Here is a 20148-nt window from a genome sequence, read left to right as displayed (position 1 = left end):
GCGGCCGGGGGTCCGCGATCGTAATTTGACGCCATGCCGCATAATCACCACCATGACAACGAGCTTGATCCTTTTGCGGCGCGCGTGCGCGCGCTGGAGACGATTCTCACCCGCAAAGGCCTGATCGATCCGGCGGCGATCGATGTCATTGTCGACACCTACGAGACCAAGATCGGGCCGCGCAACGGCGCAAAGGTGGTGGCGAAAGCCTGGGTTGATCCCGCGTTTGCCGCATGGCTGAAGTGTGACGCGACGGCAGCAATCGAATCGCTCGGCTACACCGGCCGGCAAGGCGAGCACATGCAGGCGGTCTTCAACACGGCCGACACGCACAACCTCGTCGTCTGCACGCTATGCTCCTGCTATCCGTGGTCGGTGCTCGGCCTGCCGCCGGTCTGGTACAAGGCGCCGCCCTACCGTTCGCGCGCAGTGATCGATCCGCGCGGCGTGCTCGAGGAATTCGGGCTGATCTTGCCGGCGACGACAACAATCCGGGTGTGGGATTCGACCGCCGAGCTTCGCTATCTGGTGGTGCCTATGCAGCCAAGGGGCACCGAGGGCTGGGATGAGGCACGGCTCGCCGATCTTGTGACGCGCAATGCCATGATCGGCACCGCGTTGGCGCGGGAGCCGGCATGAACGGGCCGCAGGATCTCGGCGGCCAGATGGGTTTCGGGCCGGTCGCGCCAGAACCGGACGAACCCTATTTCCATACCGATTGGGAAAGGCGGGCGCTGGGCGTGACGTTGTGCGCCGGCGCCATGGGCGCTTGGAACATCGACGAGAGCCGGCACGCGCGGGAATCGCTGCATCCAGCGGATTATTATGCCTCCAGCTACTACCAGATATGGATCAAGGCGCTGGAGGTGCTGCTCAAACGCCATGGTTTCGTCGGCGACCGCGACCTGGCCACGGGCGACGCAGTCGACCCTGCAGCGACACCCAAACGGGTGCTGAAGGCTAAAGATGTTCCGGCGGTGCTGGCCAAGGGCGGGCCTTGCGACCGGCCGGTCGCTACGCCGGCGCGGTTCAAGGCGGGCGACACTGTGCGTACGAAGAATTTCCATCCGACGGGCCACACCAGGCTCCCGCGCTATGCACGCGGCAAGCAAGGTGTCGTCGAGGCTGTGCGCGGCGGCTTTGTTTTTCCCGACACAAACGCGCACGGCCAGGGTGAAAACCCGCAATGGGTCTATACGGTGGCCTTCACCGGCAGCGAAATCTGGGGCGAGGGCGCCGACCCGACACTTGTCGTTTCGATCGATGCGTGGGAGAACTACCTTGAGCCGGCGTGAGACGAGCTCAATCGCCGCTATGTCGCCAGCCGGTGTCGAGGCGCCTGTGTTTGCCGAGCCGTGGCAAGCAGAGGCCTTTGCCATGACGGTAGCACTGCACGATAACGGGTTGTTTTCGTGGAGCGAATGGGCGGATGCTTTGTCGGCAGAGGTGAAGCGGCCGGGCGCCGCGCGCGACGGTCGCGATTACTACGAGCACTGGCTGGCGGCGCTGGAAAAGCTGCTGTCGGTCAAAGGCATTGCCGGCAAGAAAGACGTGGACACCATTGCCGCTGCCTGGGAACGCGCCGCGCACGCAACGCCGCATGGCAAGCCGATCCTGCTGGAGAACGATCCACAGCGGGCTCGGTAAGCTGCGGTCGCCTGGTTTGTTCTCTTTACGTTCCTGTTCGGCACTGATAATCCTGTCGCAGCGGCGCAGTTGCCGGCGGTGAAATTGATGGTGATGGCACTCACCTTGTCTTTCCCTCGCGAATCCGGTCTGTCGCGCTGATGGAATTCTCTCCTCAACAGGACGAGGCGCTGAAGGCAGTGGCCGGCTGGCTGAAAGCCGGCAAGCCGCAGCTGTTCCGGCTGTTCGGCTATGCCGGCACCGGCAAGACGACGCTGGCGCGCTATTTCGCCGAGCATGTCGACGGCCAGGTGCAGTTCGCCGCGTTTACCGGCAAGGCGGCGCAGGTGCTGCGTTCCAAGGGCGCGGTCAATGCCCGTACCATCCATTCGCTGATCTACCGGCCGAAAGGCGAGGAATCGGTAGCGGACGAGGTGACCGGCAAAACCTCGATGTCGCCGACCTTTTCGCTCAACCGGCAGAGCCCGATCTCGCGAGCCAAGCTCGTCGTCATCGACGAATGCTCGATGGTCGACGAGCAGCTTGGCCGTGACCTGATGAGCTTCGGCACGCCGATCCTGGTGCTTGGCGATCCCGGCCAGTTGCCGCCGATCTCCGGCGGCGGCTTCTTCACCGACCACGAGCCGGACATTCTGCTCACCGAAATCCACCGCCAGGCGCGCGACAACCCGATCATCAGGCTGGCGCTCGACGTGCGCGAGGGCCGCGAGTTCATGCGCGGCGACTATGGCGCGGCGCAAGTGATCGGCAAGGAAGACGTCACCCAGGAACTGGTGCTGAAGGCGGACCAGGTGCTGGTCGGTACCAACCGCACGCGCCGCCGCTATAACCAGCGGCTGCGCGAGCTGAAGGGGTTCAACGCCGATTATCCGCAAGCCGGCGACAAGCTGGTCTGCCTGCGCAACGATCCGGCCAAGGGACTGCTCAACGGCTCGCTGTGGAAGGTGATGACCTCGTCGCGCGAGACGGTCAAGCCCGGCATCAATCTGCTGGTTTCGCCGGAGGAAGACGACCCGGATCGCGGCGTCGCCAAGATCAAGCTGCTCAAGGCGGCGTTCGAAGATCCGGACGCCGACATTCCCTGGCAGCAGAAGAAGCGTTTCGACGATTTCGACTATGGCTACGCGCTGACCGTGCACAAGGCACAGGGGTCGCAATGGAACGAGATCGTGCTTTTCGACGAAAGCTGGGCGTTCAAGGAAACCCGGCAGCGTTGGCTCTACACCGCTATCACGCGCGCGGCCGAACGGCTGACGATCGTCCGATAGGCCGCATCAGCGCTGGGCGATCGGGTTGGCGCCAAGCCATTCCCAAGCGGCGGCCTCGTCCTTGGCCTCGAAATGCCGGAGTTCGATAGACACAGAGGCAGGCAGAAGGGCTCTTGCCTCGGCTATCCAGTTCGGCTCACCGACCGCGGCGCAGCGGCCGATATGCTCCACTGCATGAGCTATGCCCTGTTCGATCGTCTCGTCCGATACGTCGGTCCAGTCGACACCCTCATGATCGATCAGGCGCACCAGCACGTCGATTTTCGAGTGCAGCGCGTAGGCCGCTTCCAGCAATCCAAACAGGTTTTCGGCGTCGGCCGCTGCGACATGGCCGACGACATCGATGGCGAGGAGGTCTTCGCGATCGGTATCGATGCGGCGGATCGCCGGCACGGCATCGAGAAAATTCAACAGGCAACTCCTTGCGCTCGATTTTCTTAGTTCACCTTGGAACACCTGAAACCCTCTGTCTGTTCCCCTTAAAGGCGGTATAGATGCGCGCCGAGATCAGTCTGGAACCGTGCAAATGCCTGCAAAGCTTTCCGTCAACCTCAACGCCATCGCCATGCTGCGCAACCGGCGGGACCTGCCGTGGCCAAGCGTGACCGGGCTCGGACGCATTGCCCTTGCCGCCGGCGCGCACGGGCTGACGGTGCACCCGCGACCCGACGAGCGGCACACCAGGCATTCCGACCTGCCTGAGATCAGGGCGCTCATCGACGACGAGTTCCCGAATGCGGAATTCAACATCGAGGGCTATCCGACCGCGGAGTTCCTGGCGGTTGTGGAAAAGCATCAGCCCGAGCAGGTGACGCTGGTGCCCGACGACCCGGCGCAAGCGACTTCCGATCATGGCTGGAACTTCGCCGCCGAGGCTGCGTTCCTGACACCGGTTGTCAAGCGCCTGAAGAAGGGAGGCTTTCGCGTGTCGCTGTTTTCCGATCCTGACCCCGATGGCGTGAAAGCCGCTCGCGACACCGGCGCCGACCGGATCGAACTCTATACGGGTCCATACGGCAGCTATCATTCCGATTCGGCAAAAGCGGCGAAGGAATTGGAGAAATTGGGAAAGACGGCGGATGCCGCACTGGCCGCAGGGCTCCAGGTCAATGCCGGCCACGACCTTGTGGTGAGCAATTTGCCGGCACTGGCTAGGCGCATCCCGGCATTGGCCGAAGTGTCGATCGGGCATGGGTTGACAGCCGATGCGTTGGAGTATGGCATGGCTGGAACGGTCAGGCGGTTTCTGAAGGCTTGTGGCTGGTAGAGAGAGGCGAGCCGATAGCCCTGCGTCCCCGGCATGGCAGCGCGCCCTTTCCATCCCCGCAGCATAGAGCACCGAACGTCTATGGGAGTGTCGTCCATGGCCCTTGCCAACGCTGGTAGCGAGGCAGAACCCATCGAGCAATCCAGCCACTCCACCGTCGAGCAGCACAGCACCAAGGTGCTGATGCTGGGCGCGTTGGGCGTGGTTTACGGCGATATCGGCACCAGCCCAATTTACGCATTTCGGGAAGCACTGCACGCGTCGTCGGGACCGGTAGCGCGCAACGACGTCCTCGGCGTGCTGTCGCTTATCGTCTGGGCGCTGACGATCATCGTCACGATAAAATACGTCGCTTTCGTCCTCAGAGCCGACAACAAGGGCGAGGGCGGCACGCTGTCGCTGATGTCGCTTGCGCGTAGTGCTTATCCAAAGGGAGCCCCGTTCATTCTGGGGATCGGACTTTGCGGCGCGGCGCTTTTTTTCGGCGACGCGATAATAACGCCCGCCATCTCCGTGCTTTCGGCTGTCGAGGGCCTGGAAGTGATGGCTCCGACGCTCGAAACCTTTGTCGTTCCGATCACTCTTGTCATCCTGGCAATGCTCTTTGCCGTGCAACGGTTCGGCACCGGCAGGGTGGCGGCCGTGTTCGGGCCGGTGACGGCAGCGTGGTTCCTGGCAATCGGCGCCGCCGGGGTCTACCATCTGCTTGACGATCCGTCGGTCCTGCTGGCGGTCAATCCCTATTACGCGGTCGCTTATCTGGCCAATACGCCCACCGGCGCTTTCGTCACGGTCGGGGCGGTGTTCCTGGCGGTCACCGGGGCCGAAGCCCTCTATGTCGATCTCGGCCATTTCGGGCGCAGGCCGATCGTGCTGGCATGGTTTGCTGTCGTGTTTCCTTGTTTGCTCCTCAACTATTTCGGACAAGGCGCGTTCGTTCTTGCCAACGGCGGCAAACCCACCAATCCATTCTTCCAGATGCTGCCGGATTGGGCGCTAATGCCCATGGTTGGGCTGGCCACGGCAGCGACGGTGATCGCCAGTCAGGCGGTGATCTCCGGCGCTTTCTCACTGACGCGTCAGGCGGTGCAGCTCAATCTGCTGCCACGTATCGAGGTGCAGCATACTTCCGAGATGCAGTCCGGCCAGATCTACATGCCGCGGGTCAATCTGGTGGTCGCGCTGGGCGTGATGTTGCTGGTGGTCGGCTTTGGCAGTTCGAGTTCGCTAGCTTCCGCCTATGGCATTTCGGTGACTGGCGAAATGCTGATGACAACCATCCTGCTGTTCGTGGTGATGCGGTTCCGGTGGAAATGGCAGCTTGCACTGGCAGCCGCGCTCACACTGCTGTTCGGCACGATCGATACCGGATTTTTCCTCGCAAACGTCGTCAAGATCCTCGAAGGCGGGTGGGTGTCGATCACGGTCGCCTGCGGCATGGGGCTGATCATGTCCACATGGATCCGCGGCACCCGCTATTTGTTCGACAAGACCCGCCGGAACGAGATCCCGCTGGATTTCCTCGCCGGCAATCTGCTGAAGAAGAAGCCGCATCTGGTGTCGGGGACCGCGGTGTTCCTGACCAGCGATCCGCTGAGCGCGCCGACGGCACTGATGCACAGCCTCAAGCACTACAAGGTGCTGCACGAGCAGAACGTCATCCTTTCGGTGGTGACGGCGCCGCAGCCGGTCGTGCCCGACAGCGAGCGGGTGAAGATGGAGACCGTCAACGAGCTGTTCATGCGGGTGACGCTGACCTTCGGCTACATGGAACAGCCGAATATCCCGCGCGCGCTGGCGATCTGCCGCAAGCAAGGCTGGAAGTTCGACATCATGACGACCTCCTTCTTCCTGTCGCGGCGCTCGCTCAAGGCATCGCCCAATTCCGGCATGCCGGTCTGGCAGGACAAGCTGTTCATCGGGCTGGCGCGCTCGGCGGCCGATGCAACGGAATATTTCCAGATCCCGACCGGACGCGTCGTCGAGATCGGGACGCAGGTGGCTATTTAAAAACGTTTCCATTGCGACATTCCAGGTAGTCTGCCGATGGGACTGGGTCTGCCAGGTCGTGGAGGACTCGCAATATCGGGACGGAGCCATTACGTCACGGCACTTGATATTGCAGCGCAGCAAGCGTAGAGCACCGCGCGCTTATCGGAGTGTCGTCTATGGCCCTTACCAGTACTGGTAACGAGGCAGAACCGGTCGAACAATCGAGCCATTCTGAGGTCGAGCAGCACAGCACCAAGGTGCTGATGCTGGGCGCACTCGGCGTGGTTTACGGCGATATCGGCACCAGCCCGATCTATGCTTTCCGCGAGGCCTTGGTGGCATCGTCGGGGGGCGAAGTCGCCAACCGTGGCGACATCCTCGGCGTGTTGTCGCTGATCATCTGGTCACTGACGATCATCGTCACCATCAAATATATCATGTTCGTGCTCAGGGCGGACAATCGCGGCGAGGGCGGTGTGCTGTCGCTGATGGCGCTGGCGCGCAACAGTTTCCCGACCCGCTCGGCGGTGATCCTCGGCATCGGCATCGTCGGTGCCTCGCTTTTTTTTGGTGACGCAGTCATCACGCCGGCGATCTCGGTGCTGTCGGCGGTCGAAGGCATGAACGTCGTCACGCCGACCTTCCAGCCCTATGTGGTGCCGCTGACGCTGGTCATCCTGGCGATTCTGTTTTCGGCACAGCGGTTTGGAACCGGCGGCGTCGCCCTGATCTTCGGCCCGATCACGGCAGTCTGGTTCCTGGCCATCGGCCTTTCCGGTCTCAACCACATCATCGCCGATCCGGAAATCCTGCTGGCAGTCAGCCCGCATTACATCGTCGCGTTCCTGATCAATTCACCAGACGTCGCCTTCGTGACGATCGGCGCCATCTTCCTCGCCGTCACCGGCGCCGAGGCGCTTTATGCCGATCTCGGCCACTTCGGCCGTAGGCCCATCGTGCTCGCCTGGCTGGCCATCGTGTTCCCTTGCCTGCTGCTGAACTATGCCGGGCAGGGCGCATTCGTGCTGGCGAAAAACGGAGTGGTCGGTCATCCCTTCTTCGAGATGAACGAAGGCTGGACGCTTATTCCGATGGTCGTTCTCGCCACCGCTGCGACCGTCATCGCCAGCCAGGCGGTGATCTCCGGCGCTTTCTCGCTGACCAGGCAAGCGGTGCAGCTCAACATGCTGCCGCGCCTGGAAATCCTGCATACGTCGGAAAGACAGTCCGGCCAGATCTACATGCCGCGCGTCAACATGCTGCTGGCTCTGGTGGTGATGCTGCTGGTGGTCGGCTTTGGCGAATCCAGCAAGCTTGCCTCAGCCTACGGCATCTCGGTGACCGGCAACATGCTGGTGACGACGGTGCTGCTGTACGTGATCATGAGCCGCATCTGGAAATGGCAGCTCTGGCTGGCCATCTCCCTGACAGTGGTATTCGCGTTCATCGACATTGGCTTCTTTGCCTCGAACATCGTCAAAGTGTTCGAAGGTGGCTGGGCTTCGCTGGCGGTGGCCTTCACCATCGTGCTGGCGATGTGGACCTGGATCCGCGGCAGCCGCTATTTGTTCGACAAGACCCGCCGGAACGAGATCCCGCTGGATTTCCTCGCCGGCAATCTGCTGAAGAAGAAGCCGCATCTGGTGTCGGGGACCGCGGTGTTCCTGACCAGCGATCCGCTGAGCGCGCCGACGGCACTGATGCACAGCCTCAAGCACTACAAGGTGCTGCACGAGCAGAACGTCATCCTTTCGGTGGTGACGGCGCCGCAGCCGGTCGTGCCCGACAGCGAGCGGGTGAAGATGGAGACCGTCAACGAGCTGTTCATGCGGGTGACGCTGACTTTCGGCTACATGGAGCAGCCCAACATTCCGCGTGCGCTGGCGATCTGCCGCAAGCAGGGCTGGAAGTTCGACATCATGACGACCTCCTTCTTCCTGTCGCGGCGCTCGCTCAAGGCCTCGCCCAATTCCGGCATGCCGGTCTGGCAGGACAAGCTGTTCATCGGGCTGGCGCGCTCGGCGGCCGATGCAACGGAATATTTCCAGATCCCGACCGGACGCGTCGTCGAGATCGGGACGCAGGTGGCTATCTGAACAAATGGTCGTGCCCTTCGAAGGGCACGACCATTTGTCAGGCTCAGCTCACCAGAGCCGCCTTGTTTGCTTCAAGAAATTGCTTCAGCGGCCGCGGCCTCCTGCCAGACAGCGTCTCGATCGCGTCGGTCACCATGCTGATGCGGCCGGAGCGGGTATTGGTGTCGAAGGAAACGATGACCGGGGCGAAACCTTCGGGGACGCCGGCTGCCTTCAATCCCCCGGTCAGCGCTTCGTCCGAAAGCTGGACGACCTCGATTGGCTTGCCGGTAACTTCGGTGACGAGGGCCGCGATTTCAGCGACCGTATAGGCCTGCGGACCCGTCAGCGTGTATGTCGTGCTTTCGGTTGCCCCCGATGCGAGACCGGCGGCGATTGCCGCGGCCATATCGTCGCGCGCGCCATGGGCAATACGGCCGTCTCCGGCGGATGTATACCACTGCCCCGAGGCGATGGCGTGCGGCAGCGCCATGAACAGGTTCTCCTGGTACCAGCCGTTGCGGAAGATGGTGTAGGGAATGCCGCTCGCCTTGATCGCCTGCTCGGTGCCGTGGTGATCGGGCGCAAACAGCACCGGCGATCCTGGCTCCGGATTGGGCATCGATGTGTAGAGCAGATGCGAAACGCCGGCGCTTTTTGCGGCGGCGACCGCAGTCTCATGTTGCTTCAGGCGCTTGCCCGGAAGGGCAAGCTCGTTTGTCGAAATGATCAGAACTCTGTCGGCGCCGGTAAATGCACTGGCCAACGATGCGGTGTCGTCGAAGTCGGCCGCCCTGACAGTGACGCCGCGCGCTGCCAGATCGGCCAGATTTTCCGGATTGCGGGTGGCGGCGATGATGCGCTGAGGGGAGATGAGCGTGTCAAGCAGATGATTGATGACGCCGCGGCCAAGCTGGCCGGAGGCGCCGGTGACAAGAAGGGTGTCGGTCATGAAGGGTCCTGACGTTGCGCCGGAGCGGCGGGTGCATATGTTAGTCTCAAAAAGAGACCAGCACTAAAATAGGAATTGACCCATCCTCGTAAAGAAGGCAGTTTTGCGGGAGGTAGGCACACCCAGGGAACCAGCCATGGACGGCAAGATCGTTAATCTGAGATCGAAGCTCGAGATATACAAGGCAGGCAGCGGGGGCGGAAACCTTGCGGATTGCCCGGTTCGCGACGTGATCCAGGGGATCAGCAACAAATGGAGTTCGCTGCTGATGGAGGCCTTGGCCGAGAAGCCGTACCGCTTCGGCGAGTTGCGGCGCCTCGTGCCCGATATTTCACAGCGCATGCTCACCCAGACGTTGCACGATCTGCAGCGCGACGGCTATGTCCATCGCCAGGTCTTCCCGACCAAGCCGCCGAGCGTCGAATATAGCCTCACCGATCTCGGGCGCTCGATGTTTGGACCCTTGCATCAGCTGATCCAATGGGCCGAGCTCAATCACGGCGCTGTACGCGAGGCGCGGAAGGTTTTCGATGCTGCCGAAGGCTGAGCCTCCAGGCCGAGACGGCGCCTAGATTTAGCGACAGCGCTGAAGGATTGTCCGGCCTGGGTTGGGGCGGGCAGATGGCCAATTCTCTGGACATCGCGATTGCCGGCGCCGGGCCGGCTGGACTTGCCGCCGCGCTCTATCTCGAGCGCGCCGGACATAGGGTCACGATCTTCGAGCGCTTCGACCGGCCAAAACCGGTCGGGTCCGGGCTGATCCTGCAGCCGACCGGGCTGACGGTGCTTGCCGATCTCGGCCTGCTTGAAGACATTCTGGCGCTGGGCTGCCGCATAGACCGCCTGCATGTTGCAGATGCCAAGACCGGCCGCACAGTGCTCGACGTCCGCTACGATGCCCGGCGTGGCGGCCGTTTCGGGCTGGCGGTACATCGCGCGGCTCTGTTCGGCGTGCTTTTCCGCGCCGCCCGGCGCCAAGCGATCCACATTGAGACAGGCATCGAGCTTGAGACGCTGGAAGCCGGCGAATGGGCAACATTGATCTGCCGCAACGGACGACGGATGGGGTCGTTCGACCTGGTAGTGGACGCCAGCGGTTCACGCTCCAAACTGCGGCGGTGCGTGAACAATCCGGGCGAACCGCGATCGCTCGCCTATGGCGCTTTCTGGGCATCGCTTGGCTGGCGCGGCGAGGGTTTCGACGAGCACGCGCTGCTGCAGCGCTACGACAGCGCAAGCGTGATGATCGGCGTGCTGCCAATCGGCCGGCCCGAGCCGGATGCCCAGAAGATGGCGGCATTCTTCTGGAGCCTCAAGCCGGCGGATGCCGAGTACGTCTGGGGGGCAGGTCTCGAGGCATGGAAGGCGAGATTGGTCGGGCTGTGGCCTGAATGCGCGGCCTTCATCGACCAGATCGACAGTTTCGAGCAGCTGTCGCTGGCGCGCTATGGCCATCACACGATGAAGACGCCAGCCGGACGGCTATTGGCTGTCATCGGCGATGCGGCCCATTCAACCAGCCCGCAGCTCGGCCAGGGCGCGAACATGGCGCTGCTCGATGCAGCCGCGCTCAACTACGCACTCATGGGAACGGACCGTGTCGATACTGCACTGGAGGCCTATGTCCGGACGCGGCGATGGCATGTGCGGGTCTTCCAGGCGCTGTCGCTGGTGCTGACGCCGTTTTATCAGTCGGATTCGATTGTGATGCCGTTCGTCCGCGACAGGCTGGTGGCGACGCTGGCAAAAGTCCCGCCGGCGCCGCAGTTTCTTGCTTCCATGGTTACAGGAACGGTGATCAATCCATTCAAGCCGATAGGGCTTGCGGAAGCGCTATGGCCGGATCGCCTTGGCGGATGATTTCCGAAAGGTGCGAACCCTTAGCCTGCAAGAATGCATGGAGGCGTTGCGGATAGTCGGGAGCGACCGCGCCCTTCACGGATGGGCGTATGCGCAACGCCTCGCGCCATACCTGGACATGCGGCTTTCCGTCCAGGATGCCGAAATCGCCGATCCGGTCGAAGACGTCGAAATAGCGGAAAATCGGGCCGTAGACCGCGTCGACCAGTGAAAAGCGCTCGCCGTCGAAGCATGGCCCAGCCGCGCCATTGGCCCGTTCCACTTCCAGGCGATCGAACATTGCCGATAGCGTCTCGCTTTCAGCGAGCAGCGCGGCTTCCGTAGGCGCTGAATAGAAGCGGCCGATGGCATTGAGGATTGCCGAGCCGAACTCGATCCAGGCGCGATGCCGGGCACGGGCATAGGGGTCGGTGGGATGCAGTGGATTGGGCTGGGTTTCCTCGAGGAATTCGAGGATGACCGCCGATTCGAAGATCACCGTTTCCTGGCCGTCATGCTCAACGCGAAGCAGCGGCACCTTGCCGAGCGGTGATATCGCCTTGAACCAGGCAGGCTTGTTGGCGAGATCGACCGTGATGCGTTCGAACGGCACGCCCTTTTCGCGAAGTGAAATCGCCGCGCGCTGCACATAGGGACAAAGATGGTGGCTGACGAGGATGAGCTTACCGGTCATCTCACTCTCCCCAGACATAGTTCAAGGCGCCGTCCTGGACGCGGGTGGAGAGGAACATCAGGCGGGAGCCCTTCGGCGCCGGGCCTTCGAGGCGATCACCGTTCGCCATGTCGAACGAGGCGCCGTGCCACTGGCAGATGAGCTTGCCGTCCTTGCAGTCGAGCGGGCCACCGAAATGCAGGCAGACGTTGGCGGCAGCGCGGATACGCTCGCCGCTGCGGTAGACATGGACCTCGCGGCCGAAGAACGGAGCGATCAGGCTGCCTGTTTCCGGAACGTCGGCGATCCTGCAGATTTCATACTTCATCGGAATTTGCCTCTCACGATTGATGCGACTGCATCTATATAGATGCATTTGCATCGATCGTCAAGCTTGATGCAATTGCATCTATCCCCTATGATGCAATCATGACCGGGATTCCTACACCTCCAGCAATCAAAGCCTGGGCCCGCCTGATGCGGGTTTCGCGCCAGTTGTTGGAACGAGCCGAGGACGCGCTGAAGGACAGTGGCCTGCCGCCGCTTGCGTGGTACGACGTCCTGCATGAGCTTGCCGAGGCGGGCGAGGGCGGATTGCGGCCGTTCCAACTCACCGAGCGCACCCTGTTTGCGCAGTATAACATCTCCCGGCTGCTGGCGCGGCTGGAAGCCGACGGGCTGGTCGAGAAGCTTCCCGTTGCCGATGACGGCCGCGGGCAAACCGTCCGTGTCACCGACAAGGGGCGCGAGACGCGTCGCCGCATGTGGGCTGTCTACGGCCGCTCGATCGCGGAGTTGGTCGGCTCCCGGCTTTCCAATGATGAGCTCGATGCGCTGTCAGCTCTGCTTGGGCGCCTGCGAGTTCCGCCCGCCCTGGAGTGACACGCCTTCATGGCGAAGATGCGCCGATTTGCGAGGTCAGGCACTGCCCCAGAGGAATGCCAATGTCGCCAGAACGCCAAGCCCGACGCGGACCATATGCAGATTGCCCCATTTGACGATCAATGTCCGAGCTTCAGGATTGATGGTGTTCGCGTCCATCGCCTCCAGCAACCTATTTGCCGGCATCATCACCAGCAGCGTCCATGGCCAAGGCAGGATGATCAGCACGGCGCCGGCCAGATAAGCGAAATTGTCTGTCAGCCACCACGCGACGAGGCCTAGAATACAGGCGATGACGGCGATCGAGGCCTGCATGGCGGCGCCGCGCTTGTAGGAAGGCTGCCATTCCTGCAGCAATGCTTTGTCCTCGAGGCGAAGCCGCGCCGGCTGTTCGGCGACGCTGACGTAGATAGCCGCGCCTGCGAACACTGCGGTAACGGTCAAGGCAAGCAATCCGGCGAGCATGATCCGCGTCTCCCGTGATGCCCAGCATGGAGCAAGCTACAGAAATAAAGACTTGCGCCGGGTCGGGCAATACGCCATAAAGCCGAACCGTAACGTACGGTACGCTATCGAGCTCCTATGTGAACTGCGGGCGAGTTCGCCTCCTGAGAGAAAGACCGTGTTGCACGCTGTGACCGACATCGACGCCAGCGAGACGCTGACGGAGCGGCAGAAAGCCGTGCTCGACGCTGCCCTTCGCCTGCTGGTCGAAGAGGGCGATCAGTTGACCATGACCGCCGTGGCGCGGCGGGCGAGCTGCTCTAAGGAGACGCTCTACAAATGGTTCGGCGATCGCGACGGGCTGTTGACGGCAACGGTGCAATGGCAGGCGTCCAAGGTGCGGGTAGTGCCGGTTGATCGCAAGGGGCTCGACCTTGCTTCGCTGACGGCGAGCCTCGAACGCTTCGCTTCGGACTGGCTCAAGGTAATTTCGAGCGACACCTCGATCGCGCTGAACCGGGTGGCGGTCGGCCAGGCTAGTTCGGGGAAAGACGATCTCGGCGCCATCGTGCTGGAGAACGGCCGCTTCGCACTGGCCAGGCGCCTTAAGCCGGTGCTCGAGGCAGGCAAGGAAGCTGGTTTCCTCGAGTTTTCCGATGCTGAGACGGCGTTCCGCACCTTTTTCGGGCTGGTCGCCCGTGACGTGCAGATCCGCCTGCTGCTTGGCGACCGGCTGGAATTGACTGATGCGGCGATCGGCGGCGATGCCGTCCGAGCGACGCAGCAGTTTCTCGCTCTTTACAGGGCAAAAACCGGGCCGCGAGGCCTCTGAATTCAAAACGGGAAGGAAGAAAAATGCGTGTCTATTACGATCGCGATGCCGATCTCAACCTGATCAAGGGCAAGAAGGTCGCCATCATCGGCTATGGCAGCCAGGGCAGGGCGCATGCGCTCAACCTCAAGGATTCCGGCGTCAAGGACATCGCCATCGGCCTCAAGGCCGGCTCGGCGACCGCCAAGAAGGTCGAGGCCGACGGGCTCAAGGTGATGAGCGTGGCCGATGCCGCCAAGTGGGCCGACCTGATGATGATGGCCACGCCCGACGAGCTGCAGGCCGACATCTACAAATCCGAGATCGCGCCGAACATCCGCGATGGCGCAGCGATCGCCTTTGCCCACGGCCTCAACGTTCATTTTGGCCTGATCGAGCCTAAAGCCTCGGTCGACGTCGTGATGATCGCGCCGAAGGGGCCCGGCCATACGGTGCGCGGCGAATACCAGAAGGGCGGCGGCGTGCCGTGCCTGGTCGCGGTCAACCAGGATGCTTCGGGCAATGCGCTCGACCTGGCGCTCTCCTACGCCTGCGGCGTTGGCGGCGGCCGTTCGGGCATTATCGAGACCAATTTCCGCGAGGAGTGCGAGACCGACCTGTTCGGCGAGCAGGTTGTGCTGTGCGGCGGTCTGGTCGAATTGATCCGCGCCGGCTTCGAGACACTGGTGGAAGCCGGCTACGCGCCGGAAATGGCCTATTTCGAGTGCCTGCACGAGGTCAAATTGATCGTCGACCTGATCTACGAAGGCGGCATCGCCAACATGAACTACTCGATCTCGAACACCGCCGAATGGGGCGAATACGTCTCGGGCCCGCGCATCATCACCGCCGAGACCAAGGCCGAGATGAAGCGCGTTCTGAAGGATATCCAGACCGGCAAGTTCACCTCGGAATGGATGCAGGAATACCGCGCCGGCATGTCGCGCTTCAAGGGCATCCGCCGCAACAATGACAGCCACCAGATCGAGGAAGTCGGCGCCAAGCTGCGCGCGATGATGCCGTGGATTTCCAAGAACAAGCTGGTCGACAAGGCCAAGAACTGAAGGAAATCCACATTCGTTTCGTTGCGCGTCCTCAGGCTTCGCCCTGCGGGCGCGCGGGGGATTTCCAAGAACGAGCTGGTCGACAAGGCCAAGAACTATCGCAATTTCATTGCCGATCAAGAAAGGCCGGCGGAGCGATCCGCCGGCCTTTTTCGCATAAAGATTGTGTGGTTCCCACGCTTGTGGACAGGCGCATTATCCTCATCACCGTGGTATGCCTGTGCGGGGCATGGCACAGAAGTGCCAAAGGGGGCTGAGACTTGGAACTCAAATTTCTGTTGGTCGGGTTTGCCTGCGCGGTTGCCGGCATGCTCTCCCTCGTCACGTTCCTGAAGTGGTGGGAGGTGAGGGCGGTCAGCCGCTGGTCTCCGACGCCGGGAAAGATCGTCTCGTCGCGTGTCGAGGCTCGCGAGGTGACCAGTTCGGGATCCGGTTCGGACAGCAGAGGGTCGACCGAGATGCGCAACTTCCCGGCGATCACCTTCGAATACAAGGTGAACGGCAAGAAGTTTCGCAGTTCGCACTACAGCGTGCAGGAGAACCTTGGAAACTTTGCCGTGACGGAAACCCTTGCGAAATTTCCAAACGGGGCTGGCGTAACCGTCTTCTACAACCCGGCCGATCCAGCCAAGGCCGTGATCGAACGCACCATGCCCGAAGGTTCCTTCAAATTCATGGTCCAGCTTTCGGCTGGGCTGGTGGTTGGCGCGCTGGTATTGGTCTTCTCCGTCGGCGGCGCCCTGGAAGCGATCCGGCCGTTTTTGCCCAAGCCGCAGAACCTCGGCGCCGCGGCCCTGCTGCTGTTCATGGGATTGTTTGTCCTGCGCATGGGCTTCGCCCAGAAGTCACTAGCGGAACAGGCGGCGAAATGGCCCATCACGGCAGGACGCATCGACGCCTCGGGCCTGCAGAAATTTGAGACCCGCGACAGGTCCGGAGGCGGCTATCGGCCCTGGCGAACAGTCTTCAAATCCCGCATCGTCTACAGCTATAGCGTCGCCGGCCAGCGCTACGCCGCCGATCGCATCGCTTTCGGCGCAAACGTGACGGCTTCGCTGCCGAGCCTCGTCAGCGGTCAATCACGGCGCTACCTCGAGGGCGACAAGGTCAAGGTCCACTACGATCCCGCCAATCCGGCTGCCGCGGTTCTCGAATGCAGGGTGAGTGGGCTTTGGCTTCTGTGGGTCTGCGCAGTTGGCTTCATAGGTGGAGCCGCGCTGCTTGTGGGGGTGATCTAAGGCTGAAGCTGCCGTCCTCGACGCTGTAGATCCAGAGGAAGGGCACTTGTCTTCAGCACCTGACAAGAACTCCGCTGTCGAAGCCAGGCCATGTCAATCTCACCGTCGCCCCGTCGACCACAATATGGATGACACGGGAGAACGGCTCTTCCGCCGACGGGTCGGATCCGTAGCATTGGCTGGCCGGCGCCACCCAACCCGTGGGTGTCTTGAGAAACATTGCGTGTTCACAGCCGAGAGCAGGGACCGACAGCGCATCGCGGTACAATGTGTAGACAGTCTGGCGTTGAACATCCGCAACGGCGGTGCAGTTCGATCTGTCCCGGGACCATGTGCCGACATAGGGTTCCGTGGCAAAGGCGCTGCCGCACGAAAATGTTGAGATCGAAATGAGCATCAAGAGATTTCGGATCATCGATTCTTTCTTTCGACCATGACATCGGGCCATGCTAAAGCATTGATGCTTAGACTTCACAATGATGCTGCTCCAGGGACTTAAATGATCATCCGCAAGGCAGCAGCTGTTTTTCTGAGCATGCTGAGCCTGTCGCAAACAGCGAACGCAACAGAATGTTCGCTCAGCCATGCGACCTATCGCGAGCCGCGTTCGGGAGCGACGATACAGTTCCGGCCCACAGACAACGAGCCGGCTGCGCTGACGACCGAGGTCTTTACGCTGATCGTGCCCAACACCGACCTTCGTCTGCCGTCGGACATCACCTGGACCAATGGCAAGTACTCGTTTCCTGTGGGTACGATCCGGCACACCTGCACCGACAACGATCGCGAGGCGGGTCTTGAGGACGGCACCGGACTGTGCAGAGTGTGGGACGGGCAGGTCTATGCGTTCAGTGCAGGCGGTGCCGAGCAGCTGAGTTCCCGCGAAACTTCGCCGGCACCGGCAGGGTTGCTGTTGCCTGACTTCGGCGCGATTTTTACCGAATGGTCCGATTTCGCCAAAGCCAATCCCGACGGTTCGGCCTGGGACGCCTTTAGCTTGACGGGTTGCAGCGATGAATAACAAGAGACTGCCGGCCTGCATCTGCACCCTGTCGGTCCTTGTGGCCATGGCCCCGGGGGCTCGTGCCGACCAAAGCACGCCGTCGCGTCCGCCCGTCGACAAATGCAGTTGGGAACGGTTGGCGGACAGGGATGTCGGGCTGGCTGCCTGGGTACAGCGCTGCGATTTCGGTTTTCGCCGGATTCATTTCGAGCTTGGCGGCAATGCTCTTGCCATCAAATACAGCGATGGCGGTTCGGCCGATCCCGTCGTCGAAGTCTTCGATATGCTGCCTGGCGAGGCCGCCGATGCTGCGTTGCGGCGCATTTTTACGCAGAAGACCGAGAAAGCCATCAGCACACGTTGCGTGCTCATGCCTTACACCGAAGGGGCGACGCCCGCGCGCATCCTCCGGTATGTTTTCAGTCCCGATGCCGCCTATCGTGAGGAATTGAAGACCGTCGCCAACCCTGACGAGGTCGGCGAACCGCCTTGCGGCGAATGGGGCGAAGCCCCGGACGGCATTCAGTATTTCGAGGTGCAATCACCCGAACTGCGAAAGCTGCTATTCGTTCGCGTCGGCCAGGATGAGCCGCTGTTTGACGAGCAGACACTGCAAGTCCTGCCACCCGGATAGCGCCGGTAGATATCAGCCGTAATGCCAACTGGGCTTTGGCTGGGTGCCGGTGAACATCACGCCGATGCGGTCCTCGCGGCGCCAGCGGACCACGGCCTTGTAGGCGATGCCGTCGGTCGGAACATAGAGCAGGAACTCATCGGGCACGCGCGCGTCGATCGAGACCTTCAATTCGGCGCCGCCGGCATGCATGTTGCGCAGCGTGCATGTGACCTCGGAATTGGTCATGCCGGTCAGGATCGTTGCGCCCTTCAAGACGCGCTGCCGGCGTTTGTCCCTCTGTTCGTCCTCGGCCATCGCACGCAATCCAGCCATTTTTCGCGTCTCGGGCGTTCTGATCGGGAGGATTATTAGACCTGCCTGATAAAAATAGCGTTATCAGCAGTCGGGACTGGGAGATGTTCGCGGTTCCTGGCTGGAAGAAAAAGGCGCCGCGAAGCACGGCGCCGAACGATGCTTGTTGTCGGCCTGCTTACCTATAGGGCGAGTAGCATTGCTGGCGCGGCCCGTAATAGGGCTGGAAGGTATTGTCCCAGGCGCGGTACGACCGGTAGCGATTGTAACACCATTGGACATGTGCACTGGAAAGCCGCCCTGCGCGATAATAGCGGCGCGGTGGCGGCGCGTCGTAGTAGTTGTAGCTGTTGTACAGGCTGCCAAGGCCGAGCCCCAGGCCCAAGCCAAGAATCGCGGCACCCGCACCATCATCATAGTAGCCGCCGCGGTAATGGCGGCGATGGTGGCGCCAGCGCCAGCTGTCGTCCCAGCCGCCATTATCCCAGTGTCTCGAAAAATGACGGCCGCGGAAATTGTGGGACCGCCATCTCCAATCGTCGCCGCCGTGCCATTGCCGAAAGCCGCGATTGCGCCAACGCCAGATCTGCCTGTCATTGCCGCCTGCCCAATCTTCACGAATTTGCACGATGTCGGCAGCATTGCCCGCCACCGGCAGCAGAGGTTTGGGTATTGGCCCGGCAAGCGAGGGGGACGAGAGGCCGGTGATCAGACCGAGGGCCATCAGCCCGGATCTGACAGAAGATAAAAAGAGCGGTTTCATCGCACTCTCCGAAGATTCAGGCCCCACGCCCAGAATACCCCGGGGAAGGGCCTATTGATGGAACTTTCCATCTGAACGGAAGATGAACAAAAAGGTTCCGTCAGCCATAGCGAGCGCGCGATCAAGCAGAGCCGCCTGATTTCTGCGCCCTTGTTTTCGGGCGCGCTTGCGGGCAAAGGTCAAAGCCATGTCGCTGCGCCTTGCCACTTTCAACGTCGAAAACCTGATGAACAGGTTTGATTATTCCGGATACCGCAATCAGCTCAACGAAGATCGCACGCTGGCGCTTTTCGACATTCAGAGCGAGGCCGAATACAAGATGCTCGAGCAGGCGCGGGCCATCGCGCAGTCCGACGACACGCGGCAGTTGACGGCGCTGGCGATCGCGGCCACCCGCGCCGACATCATCTGCATGCAGGAGGTCGACAATATCGAGGCGCTGAGGGCATTCGAATATGGCTATCTGTTCAAGATGGTGGGGCAAGGCTACCGGCAGAAATACACCACCGCCGGCAATGATTCGCGCGGCATCGACGTCGCCGTGATGATGCGCAACGAGACCGCGCAGGGCCAGCCGATCGAATTCGTGCGCATGACCAGCTACGCCTATGTCACGTTCGAGCAATTCGGGCTGCACACGGCGGAATTGGCAGCACTTGGACATCAGGCCAATGAGCGCATCTTCCGGCGCGACTGCCTGGAAATCGATCTGACCGTGGCTGGCGCGCCGTTGACGCTCTATCTCGTGCATTTCAAGTCGATGGGCTCGCCCCGTAACGGCCTCGACGGCCGCGAGGCGACAATGCCGCTGCGCATCGCCGAGGCGCAGGCGGTGCGCCGGATCATCGAGGAGCGCTTCGGCAAGGACCATGCCGCCGACAAGCGCTGGGCAATCTGCGGCGACATGAACGACTACCGGCAGCGCGTGAAGATCACTGGCGATGTTTTCGACGGCTATCGCTTCGAGGTGATCGACGAGACCCGGTCCTGCATCGACGTGCTCACTGCCGGCGGTTTTTGCGAAAACGCGGTCGAGCGGCGGCCGGAAATGGACCGCTGGACTTTCTATCACACGCGCGGACCGGAAGAGCGGCATCTCTGCCAACTCGACTACATCCTTTTGTCGAGGGCGCTAGCCAGGCAGAACGCCACCGCCGTTCCCGATATCATCCGTAACGGGCAGCCTTGGCGCACCATATTTCCGGCAGGCCAGGAGGTCGAGCGCTTCCCACGCGCCGGGTGGGACCGGCCGAAGGCATCCGACCATTGCCCGGTAGCAATTGCCCTCGACATGGCGTGAGA

General features: G+C 61.9%; 24 protein-coding genes. 16 read left to right on the top strand and 8 right to left on the bottom strand.

Going from position 1 to position 20148, the window contains the following annotated elements; translation table 11 throughout:
* Positions 1-33 precede the first annotated feature (33 nt).
* From nthA to NKH42_RS19200, 4 genes are all read left to right on the top strand, one after another.
* Entirely contained in the window at positions 34-639 is a 606-nt protein-coding gene (gene nthA, locus NKH42_RS19215) for a nitrile hydratase subunit alpha (RefSeq protein ID WP_352505654.1), read from the top strand.
* Positions 636-1295 carry a nitrile hydratase subunit beta gene (gene nthB / locus NKH42_RS19210; protein ID WP_352752523.1) on the top strand — a complete coding sequence of 220 codons (660 nt, stop codon included), beginning with the start codon at positions 636-638 and terminating at the stop codon, positions 1293-1295. Before nthA ends, nthB begins: the two co-directional genes overlap by 4 nt.
* A 19-nt stretch (positions 1296-1314) precedes the next feature.
* The gene (locus NKH42_RS19205; RefSeq protein WP_352752532.1) at positions 1315-1647 is read left to right on the top strand and encodes a nitrile hydratase accessory protein; all 333 of its coding nucleotides are present in this window, start codon (positions 1315-1317) and stop codon (positions 1645-1647) included.
* Between the two features lie 140 nt (positions 1648-1787).
* Positions 1788-2915, top strand: a complete 1128-nt coding sequence (locus NKH42_RS19200; protein ID WP_023720791.1) for an ATP-dependent DNA helicase — start codon at positions 1788-1790, stop codon at positions 2913-2915.
* A 6-nt stretch (positions 2916-2921) separates the two neighbouring features.
* Here the strand turns inward: NKH42_RS19200 and NKH42_RS19195 are convergent, their stop codons facing one another.
* Positions 2922-3326 carry a SpoIIAA family protein gene (locus tag NKH42_RS19195; protein ID WP_352752524.1) on the bottom strand — a complete coding sequence of 135 codons (405 nt, stop codon included), beginning with the start codon at positions 3324-3326 and terminating at the stop codon, positions 2922-2924.
* A gap of 115 nt (positions 3327-3441) precedes the next feature.
* Between NKH42_RS19195 and NKH42_RS19190 the strand changes: the two genes are divergently transcribed.
* From NKH42_RS19190 to NKH42_RS19180, 3 genes are all read left to right on the top strand, one after another.
* Positions 3442-4182 (top strand): pyridoxine 5'-phosphate synthase, encoded by a 741-nt coding sequence (locus NKH42_RS19190; RefSeq protein ID WP_352974354.1) that lies wholly within the window; start codon positions 3442-3444, stop codon positions 4180-4182.
* 96 nt (positions 4183-4278) lie between these two features.
* The gene (locus tag NKH42_RS19185) at positions 4279-6192 is read left to right on the top strand and encodes a potassium transporter Kup (RefSeq protein ID WP_352505658.1); all 1914 of its coding nucleotides are present in this window, start codon (positions 4279-4281) and stop codon (positions 6190-6192) included.
* Positions 6193-6350: 158 nt separating this feature from the next.
* On the top strand, positions 6351-8270 hold the full coding sequence (locus NKH42_RS19180; protein ID WP_352751385.1) for a potassium transporter Kup: 1920 nt from the start codon (positions 6351-6353) through the stop codon (positions 8268-8270).
* A 43-nt stretch (positions 8271-8313) separates the two neighbouring features.
* Here NKH42_RS19180 and NKH42_RS19175 read toward each other — a convergent pair whose 3' ends face one another.
* The gene (locus NKH42_RS19175; RefSeq protein ID WP_352753535.1) at positions 8314-9201 is read right to left on the bottom strand and encodes an SDR family oxidoreductase; all 888 of its coding nucleotides are present in this window, start codon (positions 9199-9201) and stop codon (positions 8314-8316) included.
* A 136-nt stretch (positions 9202-9337) separates the two neighbouring features.
* On the opposite strand from NKH42_RS19175, the gene NKH42_RS19170 reads away from it, so the two are divergent.
* Positions 9338-9748 carry a winged helix-turn-helix transcriptional regulator gene (locus tag NKH42_RS19170; RefSeq protein WP_352466906.1) on the top strand — a complete coding sequence of 137 codons (411 nt, stop codon included), beginning with the start codon at positions 9338-9340 and terminating at the stop codon, positions 9746-9748.
* A gap of 74 nt (positions 9749-9822) precedes the next feature.
* The gene (locus NKH42_RS19165) at positions 9823-11061 is read left to right on the top strand and encodes an FAD-dependent oxidoreductase (protein ID WP_352739925.1); all 1239 of its coding nucleotides are present in this window, start codon (positions 9823-9825) and stop codon (positions 11059-11061) included.
* Here NKH42_RS19165 and NKH42_RS19160 read toward each other — a convergent pair.
* Complete coding sequence (locus NKH42_RS19160; RefSeq protein ID WP_352477518.1) at positions 11009-11734, bottom strand: glutathione S-transferase family protein; 726 nt, start codon at positions 11732-11734, stop codon at positions 11009-11011. The two genes, NKH42_RS19165 and NKH42_RS19160, sit on opposite strands and share 53 nt — an antisense overlap.
* A 1-nt stretch (position 11735) precedes the next feature.
* Entirely contained in the window at positions 11736-12041 is a 306-nt protein-coding gene (locus NKH42_RS19155) for a Rieske (2Fe-2S) protein (protein ID WP_352703599.1), read from the bottom strand.
* 101 nt (positions 12042-12142) lie between these two features.
* Between NKH42_RS19155 and NKH42_RS19150 the strand changes: the two genes are divergently transcribed.
* Positions 12143-12595, top strand: a complete 453-nt coding sequence (locus tag NKH42_RS19150) for a MarR family winged helix-turn-helix transcriptional regulator (RefSeq protein WP_352509627.1) — start codon at positions 12143-12145, stop codon at positions 12593-12595.
* A 36-nt stretch (positions 12596-12631) separates the two neighbouring features.
* On the opposite strand, the gene NKH42_RS19145 is transcribed toward NKH42_RS19150, so the two are convergent.
* Entirely contained in the window at positions 12632-13060 is a 429-nt protein-coding gene (locus NKH42_RS19145) for an anthrone oxygenase family protein (RefSeq protein ID WP_352703601.1), read from the bottom strand.
* 157 nt (positions 13061-13217) lie between these two features.
* Between NKH42_RS19145 and NKH42_RS19140 the strand changes: the two genes are divergently transcribed.
* The 5 genes from NKH42_RS19140 (at position 13218) to NKH42_RS19120 (ending at position 17789) form a co-directional block, all read left to right on the top strand.
* Positions 13218-13871 (top strand): TetR/AcrR family transcriptional regulator, encoded by a 654-nt coding sequence (locus NKH42_RS19140; RefSeq protein WP_352509631.1) that lies wholly within the window; start codon positions 13218-13220, stop codon positions 13869-13871.
* Between the two features lie 23 nt (positions 13872-13894).
* On the top strand, positions 13895-14914 hold the full coding sequence (gene ilvC / locus NKH42_RS19135) for a ketol-acid reductoisomerase (RefSeq protein ID WP_023676662.1): 1020 nt from the start codon (positions 13895-13897) through the stop codon (positions 14912-14914).
* 260 nt (positions 14915-15174) lie between these two features.
* The gene (locus tag NKH42_RS19130; RefSeq protein WP_352703603.1) at positions 15175-16152 is read left to right on the top strand and encodes a DUF3592 domain-containing protein; all 978 of its coding nucleotides are present in this window, start codon (positions 15175-15177) and stop codon (positions 16150-16152) included.
* 499 nt (positions 16153-16651) lie between these two features.
* A complete protein-coding gene (locus tag NKH42_RS19125; protein ID WP_352974351.1) occupies positions 16652-17173 on the top strand; it encodes a hypothetical protein in 522 nt (173 codons plus the stop codon).
* Positions 17166-17789, top strand: coding sequence for a hypothetical protein (locus NKH42_RS19120; RefSeq protein ID WP_352703605.1), 624 nt, complete (start codon positions 17166-17168; stop codon positions 17787-17789). The genes NKH42_RS19125 and NKH42_RS19120 overlap by 8 nt, the downstream gene beginning before the upstream one ends.
* A 12-nt stretch (positions 17790-17801) precedes the next feature.
* Here NKH42_RS19120 and NKH42_RS19115 read toward each other — a convergent pair whose 3' ends face one another.
* The 3 genes from NKH42_RS19115 to NKH42_RS19105 form a co-directional block, all read right to left on the bottom strand.
* A complete protein-coding gene (locus tag NKH42_RS19115) occupies positions 17802-18086 on the bottom strand; it encodes a PilZ domain-containing protein (RefSeq protein ID WP_352691662.1) in 285 nt (94 codons plus the stop codon).
* A gap of 175 nt (positions 18087-18261) precedes the next feature.
* Positions 18262-18846, bottom strand: a complete 585-nt coding sequence (locus NKH42_RS19110) for a BA14K family protein (RefSeq protein ID WP_352509639.1) — start codon at positions 18844-18846, stop codon at positions 18262-18264.
* 51 nt (positions 18847-18897) lie between these two features.
* Positions 18898-19035 carry a hypothetical protein gene (locus NKH42_RS19105; protein ID WP_254820699.1) on the bottom strand — a complete coding sequence of 46 codons (138 nt, stop codon included), beginning with the start codon at positions 19033-19035 and terminating at the stop codon, positions 18898-18900.
* Between NKH42_RS19105 and NKH42_RS19100 the strand changes: the two genes are divergently transcribed.
* On the top strand, positions 19034-20146 hold the full coding sequence (locus NKH42_RS19100; protein ID WP_352509641.1) for an endonuclease/exonuclease/phosphatase family protein: 1113 nt from the start codon (positions 19034-19036) through the stop codon (positions 20144-20146). The two genes, NKH42_RS19105 and NKH42_RS19100, sit on opposite strands and share 2 nt — an antisense overlap.
* Positions 20147-20148: the final 2 nt, after the last annotated feature.

Origin of the sequence: Mesorhizobium sp. M1142, from assembly GCF_040318565.1 — a bacterium.
Lineage (GTDB): Bacteria > Pseudomonadota > Alphaproteobacteria > Rhizobiales > Rhizobiaceae > Mesorhizobium.
This window is presented reverse-complemented; position numbering and strand designations above follow the sequence as displayed.